This window comes from Streptomyces sp. NRRL S-350 (assembly GCF_000719705.1).
GTDB lineage: Bacteria > Actinomycetota > Actinomycetes > Streptomycetales > Streptomycetaceae > Kitasatospora.
Genome location: NZ_JOHO01000033.1, coordinates 15,586 through 33,022, shown reverse-complemented (window position 1 = coordinate 33,022; position 17,437 = coordinate 15,586). Strand labels below are relative to the sequence as shown.

General features: G+C 71.6%; 14 protein-coding genes. 4 read left to right on the top strand and 10 right to left on the bottom strand.

Annotated features, from left to right (window positions below; translation table 11 throughout):
- Position 1: 1 nt before the first annotated feature.
- The 3 genes from IF30_RS0125835 to arc all read right to left on the bottom strand — a co-directional run bounded on the left by IF30_RS0125835 (position 2) and on the right by arc (position 3,910).
- On the bottom strand, positions 2-220 hold the full coding sequence (locus tag IF30_RS0125835; RefSeq protein WP_030242821.1) for a ubiquitin-like protein Pup: 219 nt from the start codon (positions 218-220) through the stop codon (positions 2-4).
- Positions 221-403: 183 nt separating this feature from the next.
- Positions 404-1,915, bottom strand: a complete 1,512-nt coding sequence (gene dop, locus IF30_RS0125830) for a depupylase/deamidase Dop (protein WP_030242819.1) — start codon at positions 1,913-1,915, stop codon at positions 404-406.
- A gap of 228 nt (positions 1,916-2,143) precedes the next feature.
- Complete coding sequence (gene arc, locus IF30_RS0125825; protein ID WP_030242817.1) at positions 2,144-3,910, bottom strand: proteasome ATPase; 1,767 nt, start codon at positions 3,908-3,910, stop codon at positions 2,144-2,146.
- A 284-nt stretch (positions 3,911-4,194) separates the two neighbouring features.
- Between arc and IF30_RS0125820 the strand changes: the two genes are divergently transcribed.
- Positions 4,195-4,500 carry a ferredoxin gene (locus IF30_RS0125820; protein WP_030242815.1) on the top strand — a complete coding sequence of 102 codons (306 nt, stop codon included), beginning with the start codon at positions 4,195-4,197 and terminating at the stop codon, positions 4,498-4,500.
- Between the two features lie 17 nt (positions 4,501-4,517).
- Here IF30_RS0125820 and IF30_RS42025 read toward each other — a convergent pair whose 3' ends face one another.
- The 3 genes from IF30_RS42025 to IF30_RS0125805 all read right to left on the bottom strand — a co-directional run bounded on the left by IF30_RS42025 (position 4,518) and on the right by IF30_RS0125805 (position 7,481).
- Complete coding sequence (locus IF30_RS42025; RefSeq protein ID WP_158835491.1) at positions 4,518-5,177, bottom strand: hypothetical protein; 660 nt, start codon at positions 5,175-5,177, stop codon at positions 4,518-4,520.
- Positions 5,178-5,254: 77 nt separating this feature from the next.
- A complete protein-coding gene (locus tag IF30_RS0125810; RefSeq protein WP_030242811.1) occupies positions 5,255-6,211 on the bottom strand; it encodes a tRNA (adenine-N1)-methyltransferase in 957 nt (318 codons plus the stop codon).
- Between the two features lie 58 nt (positions 6,212-6,269).
- Positions 6,270-7,481 carry a site-2 protease family protein gene (locus IF30_RS0125805; protein ID WP_030242809.1) on the bottom strand — a complete coding sequence of 404 codons (1,212 nt, stop codon included), beginning with the start codon at positions 7,479-7,481 and terminating at the stop codon, positions 6,270-6,272.
- A gap of 167 nt (positions 7,482-7,648) precedes the next feature.
- Here IF30_RS0125805 and IF30_RS0125800 point away from each other — a divergent pair, with 167 nt between their 5' ends.
- Both IF30_RS0125800 and IF30_RS0125795 read left to right on the top strand, forming a co-directional pair.
- Positions 7,649-8,557 carry a RecB family exonuclease gene (locus IF30_RS0125800; RefSeq protein WP_051711140.1) on the top strand — a complete coding sequence of 303 codons (909 nt, stop codon included), beginning with the start codon at positions 7,649-7,651 and terminating at the stop codon, positions 8,555-8,557.
- Positions 8,557-9,228 carry a response regulator gene (locus tag IF30_RS0125795; protein WP_030242805.1) on the top strand — a complete coding sequence of 224 codons (672 nt, stop codon included), beginning with the start codon at positions 8,557-8,559 and terminating at the stop codon, positions 9,226-9,228. Before IF30_RS0125800 ends, IF30_RS0125795 begins: the two co-directional genes overlap by 1 nt.
- 82 nt (positions 9,229-9,310) lie before the next feature.
- Here IF30_RS0125795 and IF30_RS0125790 read toward each other — a convergent pair whose 3' ends face one another.
- From IF30_RS0125790 to metH, 3 genes are all read right to left on the bottom strand, one after another.
- Complete coding sequence (locus IF30_RS0125790) at positions 9,311-10,915, bottom strand: ABC transporter substrate-binding protein (RefSeq protein ID WP_030242803.1); 1,605 nt, start codon at positions 10,913-10,915, stop codon at positions 9,311-9,313.
- A gap of 222 nt (positions 10,916-11,137) precedes the next feature.
- Complete coding sequence (locus IF30_RS0125785) at positions 11,138-11,842, bottom strand: HAD family hydrolase (protein ID WP_030242802.1); 705 nt, start codon at positions 11,840-11,842, stop codon at positions 11,138-11,140.
- Between the two features lie 139 nt (positions 11,843-11,981).
- Positions 11,982-15,494: a methionine synthase gene (gene metH, locus IF30_RS0125780; protein WP_030242801.1), complete on the bottom strand. Its 3,513-nt coding sequence runs from the start codon at positions 15,492-15,494 to the stop codon at positions 11,982-11,984.
- 142 nt (positions 15,495-15,636) lie between these two features.
- On the opposite strand from metH, the gene IF30_RS0125775 reads away from it, so the two are divergent.
- Positions 15,637-16,737 (top strand): hypothetical protein, encoded by a 1,101-nt coding sequence (locus IF30_RS0125775; RefSeq protein WP_199807922.1) that lies wholly within the window; start codon positions 15,637-15,639, stop codon positions 16,735-16,737.
- 28 nt (positions 16,738-16,765) lie between these two features.
- On the opposite strand, the gene IF30_RS0125770 is transcribed toward IF30_RS0125775, so the two are convergent.
- On the bottom strand, positions 16,766-17,287 hold the full coding sequence (locus IF30_RS0125770; RefSeq protein WP_030242798.1) for an SRPBCC family protein: 522 nt from the start codon (positions 17,285-17,287) through the stop codon (positions 16,766-16,768).
- Between the last annotated feature and the right edge of the window lie 150 nt (positions 17,288-17,437).

Here is a 17,437-nt window from a genome sequence, read left to right as displayed (position 1 = left end):
GTTATTGGCCGCCCTTTTGCACGAAGCCGCGCACGAAATCCTCCGCGTTGGACTCCAGCACTTCGTCGATTTCGTCCAGTACCGCGTCGACGTCGTCGTCCAGCTTTTCCTGGCGTTCCTTGAGGTCGTCGGAATTCTGCGTTTCCGCGGCCTGCTCCTCGACCTCCTCGGAGGAGCGGTTTGCCCGCTGCTGGCCGCCGCCGGTGTCCTTGCTCGCCATTTCCCTCACCCCGCTCGAATCGTCTGGCACGGTTTGGTCGGTCGGGTCGCTGCTCGTTGCACCGACCCTATACACAAGGTGCGACTACCGCTCCCGGTTTGCCGGTGGCGCTTCCTGTCCAACACCCGCTGCCACCCCGGATGATTCCCATTCGGCGGACGTTCACCCGTGGTGATCGAAAAGTTACCCGCCGGAGAGCACCCGGAGCAGGTCCTCCGCCGTGCGGCAGCGGTCCAGCAGCTCCTTGACGTGGTTGCGGGTGCCGCGCAGCGGCTCCAGCGTCGGCACCCGCTGCAACGAGTCCCGGCCCGGCAGGTCGAAGATGACCGAGTCCCAGGAGGCCGCCGCGACGTGCTCCGCGTACTGCTCCAGGCAGCGCCCGCGGAAGTACGCCCGGGTGTCCTCCGGGGGCTTGGAGACGGCGTGCTCGACCTCCTCCTCGGTCAGCAGCCGCTCGAACCGCCCGCGGGCCACCAGACGGTTGTAGAGGCCCTTCTCGGGCCGTACGTCGCTGTACTGGAGGTCGACCAGGTGCAGCCGCGGGTTCTCCCACCCCAGGGCGTCCCGGCTGCGGTAGCCCTCCAGGATCTCCCGCTTGGCGACCCAGTCCAGCTGCTTCGACAGCGACATCGGATCGCGCTCCAGCCGGCCCAGGACGTCCTCCCAGCGGGCCAGCACGTCCACGGTCTGCTCGTCCGCGTCGGTTCCGAAGCGGTCCTCGACGTACTTGCGGGCCAGCTCGAAGTACTCGAGCTGGAGCTGGACGGCGGTGAGCTTGCGTCCGTTGCGCAGGGTGATCAGGTGCTTGAGCGTCGGGTCGTGGGAGACCCGGTGCAGGGTGCGCACCGGCTGGTCGACGGCGAGGTCGGAGGCGATGAAGGCGTCCTCGATCATCGACAGGACCAGCGAGGTGGTGCCCAGCTTGAGGTAGGTGGAGATCTCGGAGAGGTTGGCGTCCCCGATGATCACGTGCAGCCGGCGGTACTTCTCGGCGTCGGCGTGCGGCTCGTCCCGGGTGTTGATGATCGGCCGCTTGAGCGTGGTCTCCAGGCCGACCTCGACCTCGAAGTAGTCCGCCCGCTGGCTGATCTGGAAGCCGTGCGCCGAGCCGTCCTGCCCGATGCCGACCCGGCCGGCGCCGGTGACCACCTGGCGGGAGACGAAGAAGGGGGTGAGGTGGCGGACGATGTCGGCGAACGGTGTCGCCCGCTTCATGAGGTAGTTCTCGTGGGTGCCGTAGGAGGCGCCCTTGTTGTCGGTGTTGTTCTTGTAGAGGTGGATGGTCTGCCCGTTGGGCAGTTCCAGCGCGCGTTGCGCCGCCGCCGCCATGATCCGCTCGCCGGCCTTGTCCCACAGCACGGCGTCGCGCGGGTTGGTCACCTCGGGCGAGCTGTACTCGGGGTGCGCGTGGTCCACGTAGAACCGGGCCCCGTTGGTGAGGATGACGTTCGCGAGGCCGATGTCCTCGTCGGTCAGCTGGCTGGCGTCCGCGACCTCCCGCGCGAGGTCGAACCCCCGGGCGTCGCGCAGCGGATTCTCCTCCTCGAAGTCCCAGCGGGCCCGCCGTGCCCGGTGCATCGCCGCCGCGTACGCGTTGACGATCTGGGACGAGGTGAGCATGGCGTTGGCGTTGGGGTGCCCGGGCACGGAGATCCCGTACTCGGTCTCGATGCCCATCACGCGCCGTACGGTCATGCGGCCCTCCTTGCCCGGTGCGCCGCCCCCGACGGACGGCACACGCTGACGTACCGCTGGACTCCACCGGCGCCGGTCGTCTGCCCGCGGCGGTGGGTCGAGCCTAGGACCCGGCGCCGACCGGCGGGCCCCGAGACGCGCCGTCCGGCTGCGGGGCCGCGAGGCGCCACAGCCGGACGGTGTGCGTACAGCTCCGGGGACCGCTGGCGGCCCGGGTGCCGGCGTGCTTTACAGGTACTGCCCCGTGTTGGCGACAGTGTCGATCGAGCGGCCGGACTCGGCGCCCTGCTTGCCGGTGACCAGCGTGCGGATGAAGACGATCCGCTCGCCCTTCTTGCCGGAGATGCGGGCCCAGTCGTCCGGGTTGGTGGTGTTCGGGAGGTCCTCGTTCTCCTTGAACTCGTCCACGCAGGCGGCGAGCAGGTGGGAGACGCGCAGACCGCGCTGACCGTGGTCGAGGAAGTCCTTGATGGCCATCTTCTTCGCGCGGTCGACGATGTTCTGGATCATCGCGCCGGAGTTGAAGTCCTTGAAGTACAGGACCTCCTTGTCACCGTTGGCGTAGGTGACCTCCAGGAAGCGGTTCTCCTCGGTCTCGGTGTACATCCGCTCCACGACGGCCTGGATCATCGCGTCCACCGTCGCCTCGACGGAGCTGCCGTGCTCCTTGAGGTCGTCCGGGTGGAAGGGCAGCGAGTCCTTGAGGTACTTGGAGAAGATGTCCTTCGCGGCCTCGGCGTCCGGGCGCTCGATCTTGATCTTGACGTCCAGGCGGCCGGGCCGCAGGATCGCCGGGTCGATCATGTCCTCGCGGTTCGAGGCGCCGATGACGATGACGTTCTCGAGGCCCTCCACGCCGTCGATCTCGGCGAGCAGCTGCGGGACGATGGTGTTCTCCACGTCCGAGCTGACGCCGGAACCGCGGGTGCGGAACAGCGACTCCATCTCGTCGAAGAAGACGATGACGGGCGTGCCCTCGCTCGCCTTCTCCCGGGCCCGCTGGAAGACCAGGCGGATCTGCCGCTCGGTCTCGCCCACGTACTTGTTGAGCAGTTCGGGGCCCTTGATGTTGAGGAAGTAGCTCTTCCCCTGGGGCCGGCCGGTGACCTCGGCGACCTTCTTGGCCAGCGAGTTGGCGACCGCCTTGGCGATCAGCGTCTTGCCGCAGCCGGGCGGGCCGTAGAGCAGGACGCCCTTGGGCGGGCGCAGCTCGTACTCCTTGAAGAGGTCGGCGTGCAGGTACGGCAGCTCGACCGCGTCGCGGATCTGCTCGATCTGGTTGCTGAGGCCGCCGATCTGGCGGTAGTCGATGTCCGGGACCTCCTCGAGGACCAGCTCCTCGACCTCGGACTTCGGCACGACCTCGTACACGTAGCCGGAGCGGGGCTCCAGCAGCAGGGCGTCCCCCGCCCGGATGGTGAGCTCGCGCAGCGGTTCGGCGAGGCGCACCACCCGCTCCTCGTCGGTGTGGCCGAGAACCAGGGCGCGCTCGCCGTCCTCCAGGACCTCCTTGAGGGTGACGATCTCGCCGATGCGCTCGAAGGCCATCGCGTCCACGATGTTGAGGGCCTCGTTGAGCATCACTTCCTGGCCGCGCCGCAGTTCGTCGAGGGCGACGTTGGGGCTGACGTTCACGCGGAGCTTGCGCCCGCCGGTGAAGATGTCGGCGGTCCCGTCCTCGTTGGCCTCGAGGAAGGTGCCGAAGCCGGCCGGGGGCTGTGCCAGCCGGTCCACTTCCTCCTTGAGGGCCACGATCTGGTCGCGGGCCTCGCGCAGGGTGGAGGCGAGCCGTTCGTTCTGGGCGGTCACGCCGGCCAGGTTGGTCTGGAGCTCGACGATCCGCTCTTCGAGGATTCTCGAATTGCGCGGCGAGTCGGCGAGCTTGCGGCGCAGCACGGCGATTTCCTGCTCAAGGTACGAGACCTGAGCGGCCTCGTCGGAACCACGAGCGGGCCTGCCGGTGCTGCGGTTGTAGTCGTCATCGTGGGCTGCCACGGTCCTCACCTCCTCCGGGGAGCTGGACGCTTCCAGACCCTACCTGGGACCAGGGGTCCGTAAACCCCTAGATCAAGAAAGATGGAACGGGCGTGTCCGATCTTCGCCCCAGCGTGCTTCCCCTCTGCTAAGGGGATACCCACCGCGCACCGCCCAAAGCGGGCCGGATGTATCGTCGAGCGAAGTGATATCCGATCGCGACCACCAGTCGAGGTCCGATCGTTGTACGAATGGCGGGATTGCTCCAGGAAAAGGGCGTCCCGGGACAGAAACGGCAGGGGACCATGTCGGTGACCGAGCAGACGGCAGCCGCGACCGAGGAGCTGGAGGTGTGGATCGACCAGGATCTGTGCACCGGCGACGGGATCTGCGTGCAGTACGCGCCGGAGGTCTTCGAGCTGGACATCGACGGCCTCGCCTATGTGAAGGGGCCGGACGACGAGTTGCGCCAGCAGCCGGGGGAGTCCGCCCCGGTTCCGCTGACGCTCCTTCAGGACGTGGTGGACTCGGCGAAGGACTGCCCCGGCGACTGCATCCACGTGCGCCGGGTCACCGACCGGGTCGAGGTGTACGGGCCGGACGCCGACTAGCCGCGCACGGCGGTCCGTCAGGTCCGGCTGACCGGGGCGGCGGTCTGGGAGCGGTCCCAGCCGCCGCCCTTGCGCGTCCAGGTGAGGTCGACCGAGACGTCGGGCCGGAAGCGCGGCACGTCCTCGCTCGAATACCCCTGCGCGTGGCCGGTGATGGCGCCGTCGGAGCGCACCGCGAGCCGGTTCACGGTGAGGTTCTCGCGCTCGGTGAGCAGGGTGGCCAGGACCGACGGGCGGTCGCCGGGGCCGAAGCCGAGCAGGAAGACGGCGTCCGGCGGGGTGCCGGTGTCGGTGCCGCAGTGTGCGGCGACCACCGTGCCGCGGCGGCCGTCGCCCAGCTCGGCGGGCACGCTGAGCACCGTCTTGACCGGGAACGGGCCGCAGTCCAGCGGTAGTTGGGCCTTGGCCGGGTCGGGGGCGGCGCTCGCCGGGAGGGCCTTGGGGGTGCCGTGGGCGGGCACCGGGGTGCCGGTCGCCGGGGAGGCCGCGAGGGCGGCGCCGACCACCGCGCCGCAGCCGGCCAGGGCGAGGGCCCAGTGCCAGGCGGCGGTGCGCGCGTGCCCGGGCCGGGTGCGGCCCCGCGGGGTGTGCTGTCCAACCGTCGCCGTCGTCCCGACCGCGGTCTCCACCAGGCGTCCCCTCCAGAGCTCCAGGAGCTGGTCCGTGTGAGCGAGCATCGTCCCACACGCGGTCGACGGGGAAATGCCAAGGGGTGGCACGAGATCGCTCGTGCCACCCCTGTCGGGTCGCGGGCTCAGCCCAGGTCGGGCTGCTCGGCCTCGGTGCGGGCGGCCTTGCGGGCGGCGGCGCGCTCGTGCAGGCTCGGCTCGGCCGCCCCGCTGTCGTAGTCCTCGCCGTACGCGCCCTTGGCCGGGCGGCGGCGGCGCAGCGGCGGCTCGACGCCGTCCGCCAGGCGGCGGGCGGTGAGCAGGAAGCCGGTGTGGCCGATCATCCGGTGGTCCGGGCGGACGGCCAGGCCCTCCAGGTGCCAGGTGCGGACCATGGTCTCCCAGGCCTGCGGCTCGGTGAAGGTGCCGTGCTCGCGCAGCGCCTCGACGGTCTTGGACATCTGCGTCGTGGTGGCCACGTAGCAGCAGATGAGGCCGCCGGGGACGAGCGCCTTCGAGGCGACGTCCAGGCACTCCCAGGGGGCGAGCATGTCGAGGAGGACGCGGTCGACGTCGGACTCGACCAGGTTGTCCTGGAGGTCGCCGACGGTGAGCTTCCACGCCGGGTGCGGCCCGCCGAAGTAGCGCTCGACGTTGCCCTGGGCGATGTCGGCGAAGTCCTGCCGGCGCTCGTAGGAGGCCAGCATGCCGTGCTCGCCGACGGCGCGCAGCAGGTACATGCTGAGCGCGCCCGAGCCGACGCCGGCCTCGACCACGCGGGCGCCGGCGAAGATGTCGGCCATGGCCAGGATCTGCCCCGCGTCCTTGGGGTAGATCACGGCGGCGCCGCGAGGCATGGAGAGGACGTAGTCGGGGAGCAGGGGGCGCAGCGCGAGGTACGGGACGTTCCCCGTGGTGCGCACGACCGTGCCTTCGGGGGCGCCGATCAGCTCGTCGTGGGGGAACGCACCCTTGTGGGTGTGGAACTGGTTCCCGGCCTGGAGCGTGAACGTGTAGTGGCGACCCTTGGGGTCGGTCAGCTGGACCTGGTCCCCGACCTGGAAGGGCCCGCGTCGGCGGGCGGCACCGGTCGGTTCGGACATGCGGACAATCCTAAGGGAAGCGGAGCCTCCCGCCCGACCACGCCCGGGGCGGGGCGGCTCACCTCCCGGCGACCGCCGCGCTCAGCCGCCGCTCGATGTCGGTCAGGGCGGCGACGCCGTACACCCGGCCGTCCTCCTCGACCACCAGGTACTCCCCCGCCGGGGTGGCCTGGACGGCCCGCAGCAGGTCCTCGCCGCCCAGGTCGGCGTCCAGCCGCAGCCCGGGTTCGAGGTCGCGGGCGAGCGGGCCGACGGCCACCCAGGGGCGGCGGTGCTCGGGCACGGCCCGGACCGCGGACTCGCGGACGATGGCGATCGGCTCGCCCCGGCCGTCCACCACGAGCACCGCGCCGGCCCGGGCCTCCTGGGCGCGGCGCATCGCCTCGCCGAGCGGGGTGTCGGCGGTCACCTCGACGACCCGGCGGGCGAGGTCGCGCAGCCGCAGGCCGGGCAGCGCCTCCTTGAGCCGGGCGTTGCGCACGCTGCCGGTGGCGCCGTTCCAGATGATCGCGGCGAGCACGGCGGCCAGCACCGCGTCCACCAGGGTGTCGGTGGTGGTGCGTTCGCTCCCGCGGGCGGCGCTGACCAGCGGCAGGCCGAACAGCACGGCGACCGCCAGCGCCCGGCCGACCCAGGCGGCGGCCACCGTGCCGGTCATCGGCTTGCCGGTGACCGCCCAGATGACGGCGCGCAGCATCCGGCCGCCGTCCAGCGGCAGGCCGGGCAGCAGGTTGAAGGCGGCGACGACCAGGTTGGAGACCATCAGGCCGGTCAGCAGCACGCCGGGCACGGACGTGAGCTCCACGGCCCGCACGGCGAGGTAGAAGACGCCGCCGAGCGCCAGCGAGAGCAGCGGGCCGACGAAGGCCAGCCAGAACTCGCGCCAGGGCGTGGTGGCCTCGTTCTCGATCTCGGAGACGCCGCCGAAGAACTGCAGCTGGATCCGCCGCACCCCGAGGCGGTAGCGCAGCGCGACGAGGGTGTGGGCGAGTTCGTGCACCAGGACGGAGGCGTAGAAGGCGACCGCGAAGGAGAACGCGACCAGGTAGCGGGCGCCGCCGAGGTCGGGCAGCACGTCTCCCAGCTGTCCGCCGAACACCCAGGTGATCAGCGCGGCGATGACGAACCAGGAAGGGGTGACGTAGACGGGCACGCCGAAGGGCCGGCCCATCAGGAGGCCGCCGCCGCGCTCCGGCGGCGGCCCGTCGGGTCGTCCGCCGTCGTCCTGCGGTGGCTGGTCGGAGGACTGCTGCCTCCCGCTGTCGCTCACCGTGATCCCTTCGGTCGTCTCCCCCGTCGTGCCCCGGTGCGCCCACGCTACGTGATCGCGGCGCTGCGGCGGCCTGCGCCCCTCTTCCTGCTTCATACCCATTGCGCGGGCCGCGGTGGCAGCACGGTGGCAGCAGGATGACAGGAAAGGGCAATAGGGTCGTAGCCATGCAGCAGACCGACACCACCAGCGCCACCGGGGTTCCGGCGCGGCCGGCGGCGCCCCCGACCGGCCTGTCCCCGTCCCGGGCCGGGGACTTCCTGACCTGCCCCCTGCTGTACCGGCTGCGGGTGATCGACCGGCTGCCCGAGCCGCCGAGCGCGGCGGCGACCAGGGGCACGCTGGTGCACGCGGTGCTGGAGCGGCTCTTCGACAGCCCGGCGGCCGACCGTACGCCGGAGCGGGCGCTGGGCCTGCTGCGCCCCCAGTGGGAGCGGCTGCTCGGGGAGCGGCCGGAGCTGGGCTCGTTGTTCCCGGAGGATCCGGACGGCGCGGCACTGACCGGCTGGCTGGCGGACGCCGAGAAGCTGATCGGCCAGTGGTTCCGGCTGGAGGACCCGACCCGGCTGCACCCGGTGGAGCGGGAGCTGTACGTGGAGACGGCCCTGGAGTCGGGGCTGCTGCTGCGCGGCTACATCGACCGGGTGGACGTCGCTCCGACCGGTGAGGTCCGCCTGGTGGACTACAAGACCGGCCGGGCGCCCTCGCGGGACTTCGAGGGCAAGGCGATGTTCCAGATGAAGTTCTACGCACTGGTTGTGTGGCGGTGGAAGGGCGTGATCCCCAAGCGCCTCCAGCTGGTCTACCTCGGCGGCGGCGGGAACGTGGTCAGCTACGACCCGGACCAGGCCGACCTGCTCGCGGTGGAGCGCAAGCTGCAGGCGCTGTGGGAGCGGATCAGCCAGGCGGTGGCCACGGGGGACTTTCCGGCCACCCGCAACCGCCTCTGCGACTGGTGCGACCACCGGGCCAGCTGCCCGGAGTTCGGCGGCACCCCGCCGCCGTACCCGCTTCCGCTGGCGCGTACGTCTGATGAGGACGATCCCACGGGGGATCTGAGGAGCAAGGAGTCCTAGTGACGATCCGAGTGCTGCTGGTCGACGACCAGCCGCTGCTGCGCACCGGTTTCCGGATGATCCTGGAGGCCGAGTCCGACCTGGTGGTGGTCGGTGAGGCCGGCGACGGTCAGCAGGCGCTGGACCAGGTGCGGGCGCTGCAGCCCGACGTGGTGCTGATGGACATCCGGATGCCCAGGATGGACGGCGTCGAGGCGACCCGCCGGATCGCCGGCCCGGGGCGGGACGGCCCGGCCAAGGTGCTGGTGCTGACCACCTTCGACCTGGACGAGTACGTGGTGGAGGCGCTGCGCGCGGGCGCCAGCGGCTTCCTGCTGAAGGACGTCCCGGCCGAGGAGCTGGTGCAGGCGATCCGGGTGGTCGCGGACGGCGCGGCGATGCTGGCGCCGAGCATCACCCGCCGGCTGCTGGACATGTACGCCACCAAGCTGCCCTCGGGCGACGAGGCGCCGCCGCAGGCGCTGAACGCGCTGACCGAGCGTGAACTGGAGGTGCTGAAACTGGTGGCGCGCGGACTGTCGAACGCGGAGATCGCGGCCGAACTGTTCGTCAGCGAGACCACGGTGAAGACGCACGTCGGCCATGTGCTGACCAAGCTCCAGCTGCGCGACCGGGTGCAGGCGGCGGTGTACGCCTACGAGAGCGGGCTGGTGCGCCCGGGCGCCCTGTAGCGGCGCGCGCGAACGTGACGGCGGCCCGCCCGCTCCCCCCGTGGCGACGAGGGGGAGCGGGCGGGCCGCCGTGGTACGGGCGCTACTTGCCGGTCCGGCTGATCTCCCAGAAGCGGAAGAAGCCGGTGGTGTCGACGGTGGACTCGACGCCGGTGACGTACGAACGCGCCGCGTAGAAGGCCTTGTTCTGGTACAGCGGGATCAGCGGCACGTTCTCGGCCTCGATCTGCTGGATCTGCGCGTAGCCGGCCGCGGCGGCGCTGCGGTCGGCCTGCTTGAGGCCGTCCGGCACCAGCTTCCCGCTGATCCGCGGGTCGTCCCAACCGTGGTGGTAGGCGCCGCCGTTGACGAGCAGCGGGGCGATGTAGTTGTCCGGGTCCGGGTAGTCGGCGAACCAGCCGATCACGTACGCCTGGTACTTGCCCTCGGACCAGCCCTTCTTGAACGCCTCCCAGTCCGGCTCCTGCTGGACGGTGACCTGGAAGAGGCCGCCGGTCTCCAGCTGCTTCTTCAGCGTGTCGGCCTCGTTGCTGCCGGCCCGCGAGCGGGACCAGGTGAGGTTCAGCTTGACCGGGGTCTGGACCTTGGCGTCGGTGAGGATCTTCTTGGCCTTGGCCACGTCCTGGTCGCCGTAGCGGTCGAAGAAGGCGGTGGTGTGGCCGGTGACGCCGGCCGGGACCATGGCGTACAGCGGCTGGACGGTCCGGGCGAAGACGTCGCGGGCGAGCGCCTTGCGGTCCATCAGCTGCGCGGCGGCCTGGCGGACGGCGACGTTGCCGCCGACCGGGTCCTTGGTGTTGAAGACCAGCGAGCGGGTGTCGTTGCTGTCGCCCTCGGTCACCTGCAGGTCGGTCTTGCCGGACTGCTGGTCGGAGAGGATCTGCGCGGCGGTGTTCGGCTCCAGGCTGGTGTCGGTGACGTCGACGTCGGCCTTGTCCAGCGCGGCCTTCAGGTCCTCGGTCTTGTCGAAGTACCGCACGGTGAACTTGGAGTTGCGCAGCTTGGCGTCGCCGCCGTACTTGTCGTTGGGCGACAGGACGACCTTGCCCAGCTGCGTGCCGCCGTTGAGCTTCTCGACCGAGTCGACGCGGTACGGGCCGGAGCCGACCTGCTTGTCGTTGGCCAGCGCCTTGTCGGCCGGGTAGACCTGGTGGTCCACGATCGCGCCGGCCGGGGTGGCCAGCTTGGCCGGCAGGGTGGCGTCGGGCGCAGTGAGGTGGAAGGTCACCTCGGTGTCGCCCTTGGCCTCGACGGACTTGATCGAGGAGAGCAGGGAGACCGGACCGTTCTCGTCGTTGATCTTCCTGGTGCGCTCGATCGAGAAGACCACGTCCGCGGCGGTGAGCGGGTGGCCGTTGGAGAACTTCAGCCCGGGCCGCAGGGTGCAGTGGTACTCGGTGGCCTCGCTGCCGGTGAACTCGCAGGACTGCGCGGCGTCCGGGGTGGGCGTGCTGGCCGCGGCCGGGAAGGTCAGCAGCGACTGGAAGGTGTTGCGCAGGATCAGCCAGGAGCCGGAGTCGTAGGAGGTCGCCGGGTCCAGGGTGCCGGTCAGCTGACTGGTGCCCATGGTGATCGACTTGCCGCCGTCACCCTTCACGGCGTCGGTCACCGATCCGCAGCCGGCCACCGTCACGGCGACCAGACCGGCACAGCCGAGTACGGCGAGGCGTTCACCTGAAGTCTTCACGGGGCGCGTCCTTATCGGTGGCACGAAACCCGAGTAGCGTGCCATATCGAACACGCACGACCGATACCCGCGCAGATGACGTTTGGGACACGACGGCCGGGGGCATCACGGCGCGACCGACGAGATGTCAGGCAATGCCCGTTTTCTCCCGCCGCCCCCTTCCGCCGAGGGGATTTCCGGCCACCTACCGGCCGGTAGGGGTCGGCTTCAATGAGATGACAATCACACGCGCGAGGCCACCAGCGAGCGCAGCAGATCGAGGTCGACCCGCTCCAGCGAGGGCAGCACCAGCCGCCCGGGAGCGGGCTCGATCGGCGCCACCGAGGGCACCGCGACCACCGGGCACCCCGCCGCCTCGCCCGCGCGCACCCCGGTCGGGGTGTCCTCGACCACCACGCAGCGGGCCGGCTCGGCACCCAGCCGGCGGGCCGCCTCCAGGTACGGGTCCGGGAACGGCTTGGTGCGCGGCACCTCGTCCCCGCCGATGGTGAAGGCGAAGTGGTGCGCGCCCAGCGACCGCAGCACGATGTCGATCACGTGGCGGTGCGAGGCGGACACCATGGCCGCCGGGATCCCGTGCGCGGCAAGGGTGTTGAGGAGGCGTTCGGCACCGGGCATGAGCGGCACGCCGCCCGCCAGCAGGTCCACGAAGCGCTGGTTGACCAGCACGCCCAGGTCGGCCGGCGCGATGTCCACCCCGGTCCGGGCGACCAGGTAGTCCATCACCCGGGTCATCGGGCCGCCGACGACGTGCGCGCGGTCCGCCTCGTCCAGCTCGTGGCCCAGCTCGGCGAAGAGCGAGACCTCGGCCTGCCACCAGAAGTCCTCGGTGTCCACCAGCGTGCCGTCCATGTCCAGCAGCACCGCCTGCAGACCGCGGTCGTCCCCGTGGTCGAGGATGCGCGTGGCGGTGGGGCTGGTGGTCATGGCGGACGTCCTTCCGGCAGGCCCCGGCGGACCCGGGGATGGCACGGGCCGGCCCGCTGGTGAGCGGACCGGCCCGTTCAGGATCATCCAGGATACGCCCGCTTCGTCCGGAAAGAGCGAACGGAACGCGACGCAGGAGTTACCGGGCGTTGAAGTACTTCGCCTCCGGGTGGTGGATCACGATCGCGTCGGTGGACTGCTCCGGGTGCAGCTGGAACTCCTCGGAGAGCACCACGCCGATCCGCTCGGGCTTCAGCAGCTCGGCGATCTTGGCGCGGTCCTCCAGCTCGGGGCAGGCCCCGTAGCCGAGCGAGAAGCGGGCGCCCCGGTACTTGAGCGCGAACATGTCCTTGACGTCCTGCGGGTCCTCGCCGGAGAAGCCCAGCTCGTAGCGGACCCGGGCGTGCCAGAACTCGGCCAGCGCCTCGGCCAGTTGCACCGAGAGGCCGTGCAGCTCCAGGTAGTCGCGGTAGGAGTTCCCGGCGAACAGCTCGTTGGCCGCCTCCGAGATCCGGTTGCCCATGGTGACCACCTGCAGGCCGACGACGTCCCGCACGCCGGACTCCTCCGGGCGGAAGAAGTCGGCGAGGCAGAGCCGGCGGCCGCGGCGCTGGCGCGGGAAGGTGAAGCGGGTGCGCTCGGTGCCGTCCTCGTGGAAGACGATCAGGTCGTCGCCCTTGGAGTTGGCCGGGTAGTAGCCGTAGACCACGGCCGCCTCCAGCCAGCCCTCGGTCTGCAGCCGGTCCAGCCAGGCCCGCAGACGCGGCCGGCCCTCCGTCTCCACCAGTTCCTCGTACGAGGGGCCGTCGCCGGTGCGGGAGGCCTTCAGCCCCCACTGGCCCTTGAACAGCGCGTCCTCGTCCAGCCAGGACGCGTAGTCGGCGAACGGGATGCCCTTGACGATCCGGTCGCCCCAGAACGGCGGGGTGGGCACGGCGTTGTCCACGGCGACGTCCGAGCGGATCTGGCCGAGGTTGACCTCCGGCTCCGGCTCCTCCACCTCCACCCGGGCGTGCCGGCGCTGCTTGAGCTCCGGCAGGGCCGCGCCGGGCACACCGCGCTTGACCGCGATCAGCGCGTCCATCAGCCGCAGGCCCTCGAAGGCGTCCCGGGCGTAGCGGACCTCGCCCTCGTAGATCTCGTGCAGGTCCTGCTCGACGTAGGCCCGGGTGAGCGCGGCACCGCCGAGGATCACCGGGTAGCTGGCGGCCAGCTTGCGCTGGTTGAGCTCCTCCAGGTTCTCCTTCATGATCACCGTCGACTTCACCAGCAGGCCGGACATCCCGATCACGTCCGCCCGGTGCTCCTGCGCGGCGTCCAGGATCGCCGAGACCGGCTGCTTGATGCCCAGGTTGACCACGTTGTAGCCGTTGTTGGACAGGATGATGTCGACCAGGTTCTTGCCGATGTCGTGGACGTCGCCCTTGACGGTGGCCAGCACGATGGTGCCCTTGCCCTCGTTGTCGGACTTCTCCATGTGCGGCTCCAGGTGGGCCACCGCGCACTTCATCACCTCGGCGGACTGCAGCACGAACGGCAGCTGCATCTGGCCGGAGCCGAACAGCTCGCCGACCACCTTCATGCCGGCCAGCAGGGTGTCGTTGATGATCTCCAGCGCGGGGCGCCCGGTCAGCGCCTCGTCCAGGTCGGCCTCCAGCCCGGCCCGCTCGCCGTCGATGATCCGGCGCTGCAGCCGCTCCTCCAGCGGCAGCGCGGCCAGCTCCTCGGCCTTGGAGGCCTTGACCGAGGCCGAGGAGACGCCGTCGAACAGCTCCAGCAGGCGCTGCAGCGGGTCGTAGCCGTCCCGGCGGCGGTCGTGGACCAGGTCGAGGGCGGCCTCGCGCTGGTCCTCGGGGATCCGGGAGATCGGGAGGATCTTCGAGGCGTGCACGATCGCCGAGTCCAGGCCGGCCTCCACGCACTCGTTCAGGAAGACCGAGTTGAGCACCACGCGGGCGGCCGGGTTGAGGCCGAACGAGATGTTGGACAGGCCGAGCGTGGTCTGCACGTTCGGGCGGCGGCGCTTGAGCTCGCGGATCGCCTCGATGGTCTCGATGCCGTCCCGGCGGGACTCCTCCTGGCCGGTCGCCAGGGTGAAGGTGAGGCAGTCGACCAGGATCGAGCCCTCGTCGATGCCGTACTCGGTGGTGAGCTCGGTGATCAGCCGCTCGGCGATCTCCACCTTCTTGTCGGCCGTGCGCGCCTGGCCCTGCTCGTCGATGGTGAGCGCGATCAGGCCGGCGCCGTGCTCGCGGGCCAGCGAGGCGATCCTGGCGAAGCGCGAGTCCGGGGCGTTGCCGTCCTCGTAGTTGACCGAGTTGAGCACCGCGCGGCCGCCGAGGGCCTCCAGGCCGGCCCGCAGCACGTCCGGCTCGGTGGAGTCCAGCACGATCGGCAGGGTGGAGGCGGTGGCCAGGCGGCCGGCGATCTCCTTCATGTCGGCGACGCCGTCGCGGCCGACGTAGTCCACGCAGAGGTCCAGCAGGTGGGAGCCGTCCCGGATCTGGTCGCGGGCGATCTCCACGCACGCCTGCCAGTCGCCGGCCAGCATCGACTCGCGGAACTTCTTCGAGCCGTTGGCGTTGGTGCGCTCGCCGATCGCCAGGTAGGAGGTGTCCTGGCGGAACGGCACCGCCTGGTAGAGCGAGGCCGCCGAGGGCTCGGGCTGCGGCTCGCGCGCGACGACCGGCCGGCCCTGCACCCGCTCGACCACCTGGCGCAGGTGCTCGGGCGTGGTGCCGCAGCAGCCGCCGACCAGCGAGAGGCCGTACTCACGGGTGAACACGTCGTGGGCGTCGGCCAGTTCGGCCGGGCTGAGCGGGTAGTGGGCGCCGTCCTTGCCGAGCACCGGCAGGCCCGCGTTCGGCATGCAGGACAGGCCGATCCGGGCGTTCTTGGCCAGGTAGCGCAGGTGCTCGCTCATCTCGGCCGGGCCGGTGGCGCAGTTGAGGCCGATGTAGTCGACGCCGAGCGGCTCCAGCGCGGTGAGCGCGGCACCGATCTCGGAGCCGAGCAGCATGGTGCCGGTGGTCTCCACCGTCACCTGCACCAGGACCGGCAGGTCCAGCCCGGCCTCGGCCAGGGCGCGCTTGGAGCCGAGGATGGCGGCCTTGGTCTGCAGCAGGTCCTGGCTGGTCTCGACCAGCAGGGCGTCGGCGCCGCCGGCGATCAGGCCGGCCGCGTTCTGCTGGAAGCCGTCGCGCAGCGTCCCGTACGGGGCGTGGCCGAGGGTCGGCAGCTTGGTGCCGGGGCCGATCGAGCCGAGCACCCAGCGGGTGCGGCCGTCCGCCGCGCAGTGGGCGTCGGCCACCTCGCGGGCGATCCGGGCGCCGGCCTCGGACAGCTCGAAGATGCGGTCCGGAATCTCGTACTCGCCGAGCGCGGAGAAGTTGGCGCCGAAGGTGTTGGTCTCCACGCAGTCCACGCCCACGCCGAAGTAGGCCTCGTGCACGGAGCGGACGATGTCGGGCCGGGTGATGTTGAGGACCTCGTTGCACCCTTCGAGGTTCTCGAAGTCCTCCAGCGTCGGGTCCTGCGCCTGGAGCATGGTGCCCATCGCACCATCGGCGACCACCACCCGGGTGGCGAGCGCTTCGCGCAGCGCGTTCGCGCGGCTCTGCTGAGTGACGGACGGGTCGGCTGCAGTGGCCATGGGGCTTCTCCCTGGTGCGACGGCTGTCGGCTTTGCACGCCCGCTTGGTCGGGCACGCACGTGGTCAGGGTATCCGGCCGACGCGTCGGCTTGCGGGCCCATTCCGTATCCTGAGCCGTGACCGCAAGGGGGGAGCAACCGCGTGGCCCGATTCCGGACCCGCGCGCGGCGGATCGGCGGGGCCCTGGCGGCCCCGGCCCGGGCGCTGCGCGACCGCTGGCGAGGCTGGTCCTGGTGGCGCAGGGCGCTGCTGGTGGCGGTGCTGGCGGCGGCCGTGCCCGTCGCCGCGCTCGGCTCGCTGTTCGTCTCGATCCGGTTGCACTACGCGGGTGAACCCGCCGCCGAGGCCCGCACCAGGGGCCGGGACGCGCTCTGGCTCGGCCACGCCTGGGTGGACGGCCGCCGGACGGAGACCGACGTGGCCGGGCTCGTCCGGCAACTGGCCGGCACCGGCATCCGGGACCTGTACGTGCACACCGGCCCGCTGGAGCACGACGGCTCGCTGCCGCCCGCCGTCCACCCCCGGGCCCGCTGGTTCACCGACACCGTGCACCGGGAACTGCCGGGCGTACGGCTGCAGGGCTGGCTGGGTGACGAGGTCAAGCCGGAGAAGGACGGCCTGGACCTGGAGGACGCCCCGACCCGGGACCGGGTCACCGCCTCCGCCCGCCAGGTGCTGGACCTCGGCTTCGACGGCGTGCACTTCGACATGGAGCCGATCCGCCCCGGCTCGGCCGGCTGGCTCGCCCTGCTCGACCAGGTCCGCCCGGTCACGGCGGCGCGCGGCGCCGCGCTCTCGGTGGCCGCCCCGCAGATCGACCCGGTCCCGGGCCTGCACACGGCCGGCATCCTGCTCACCGGCCACGGCAAGTGGTGGGACCGGGACTACTTCGCCGCGACCGCCCGGCGGGTCGACCAGATCGCCGCGATGACCTACGACACCTCGATGCCGACCGAGCCGCTGTACGGCGGATACGTCGCCCAGCAGACCGAGCTCGCCCTGCGGGCCACCCCGGCCGACGTGGACCTGCTGATCGGCCTGCCGTTCTACTGGGACGACAAGTGGGGCCACCGGGGTGACGCGGAGACCGTCGACGCCGCCGTGCGCGGCGTCCGGCTGGGCCTGGGCCGGCAGGACCTGCGGCGGGCGAACTTCGGCGTCGCACTCTACGTGGACTTCGCCTCGACGCCCGAGAACTGGGCGGCGTACCGCGGCGGCTGGGTGGACGTCCGCGGCTCCTGAGGTCCGGGGCCGCTGCCCCGCCGCCCTGCTAGGCGGCCATCCGGTGGGCCAGGGCGCGCAGGTAGCGGTGGACGGCGGCGTCCTCGCCCACCAGGTAGTGCGAGACGGCCCGGTACAGCGGCCGGCGGACCTCGCCGCGCTCGGTGACGGTCAGCGAGCAGCCCGGCCCGGCCGGGGTGAGCCGGAACGTCCAGGTGCCGCCGTAGGGGAGGTCCGGGTCGGCGATGCCGGTGACCAGCCGGTGCGGGGGCTCGCTCGCCACCACCTCGTACGTGGTGTGTCCGTGCCGGTCGTACTCGCGCCAGCGCGCCCGGCCGCCGGCCGTGGCGGGCAGCCGTTCGACGTGGGTGAGGCCCGGGCGCCAGGCCGGGTAGAGGTCGATGTCCGTCAGCACCTCCCAGACCGCGCCGGGCGGCTGGGAGAGTTCCAGGCCGCCCTCGGTGATGTGCTCCACCGGGAGCCTCCGCCCGGCCCGGTCCGCCGCCACCAGTGCGGCGGCGGCCGCCACGGCCACACCGGCGCCCGCGCCGGTCCACAGCCATCGGTCCATCGGTCCGGCCCCTTCCACCCGGCCCCCGCCTGTTCATCATCGCGCCGCCGGGCCTCGGCGGCACGCCGTCGCGCCGCGCTGCCGGCCGGACACGGTCCGCACCCGGGGCGGCGCCTGACGCGGCGTCAGGCCGGGCCGTCGCGATATCCG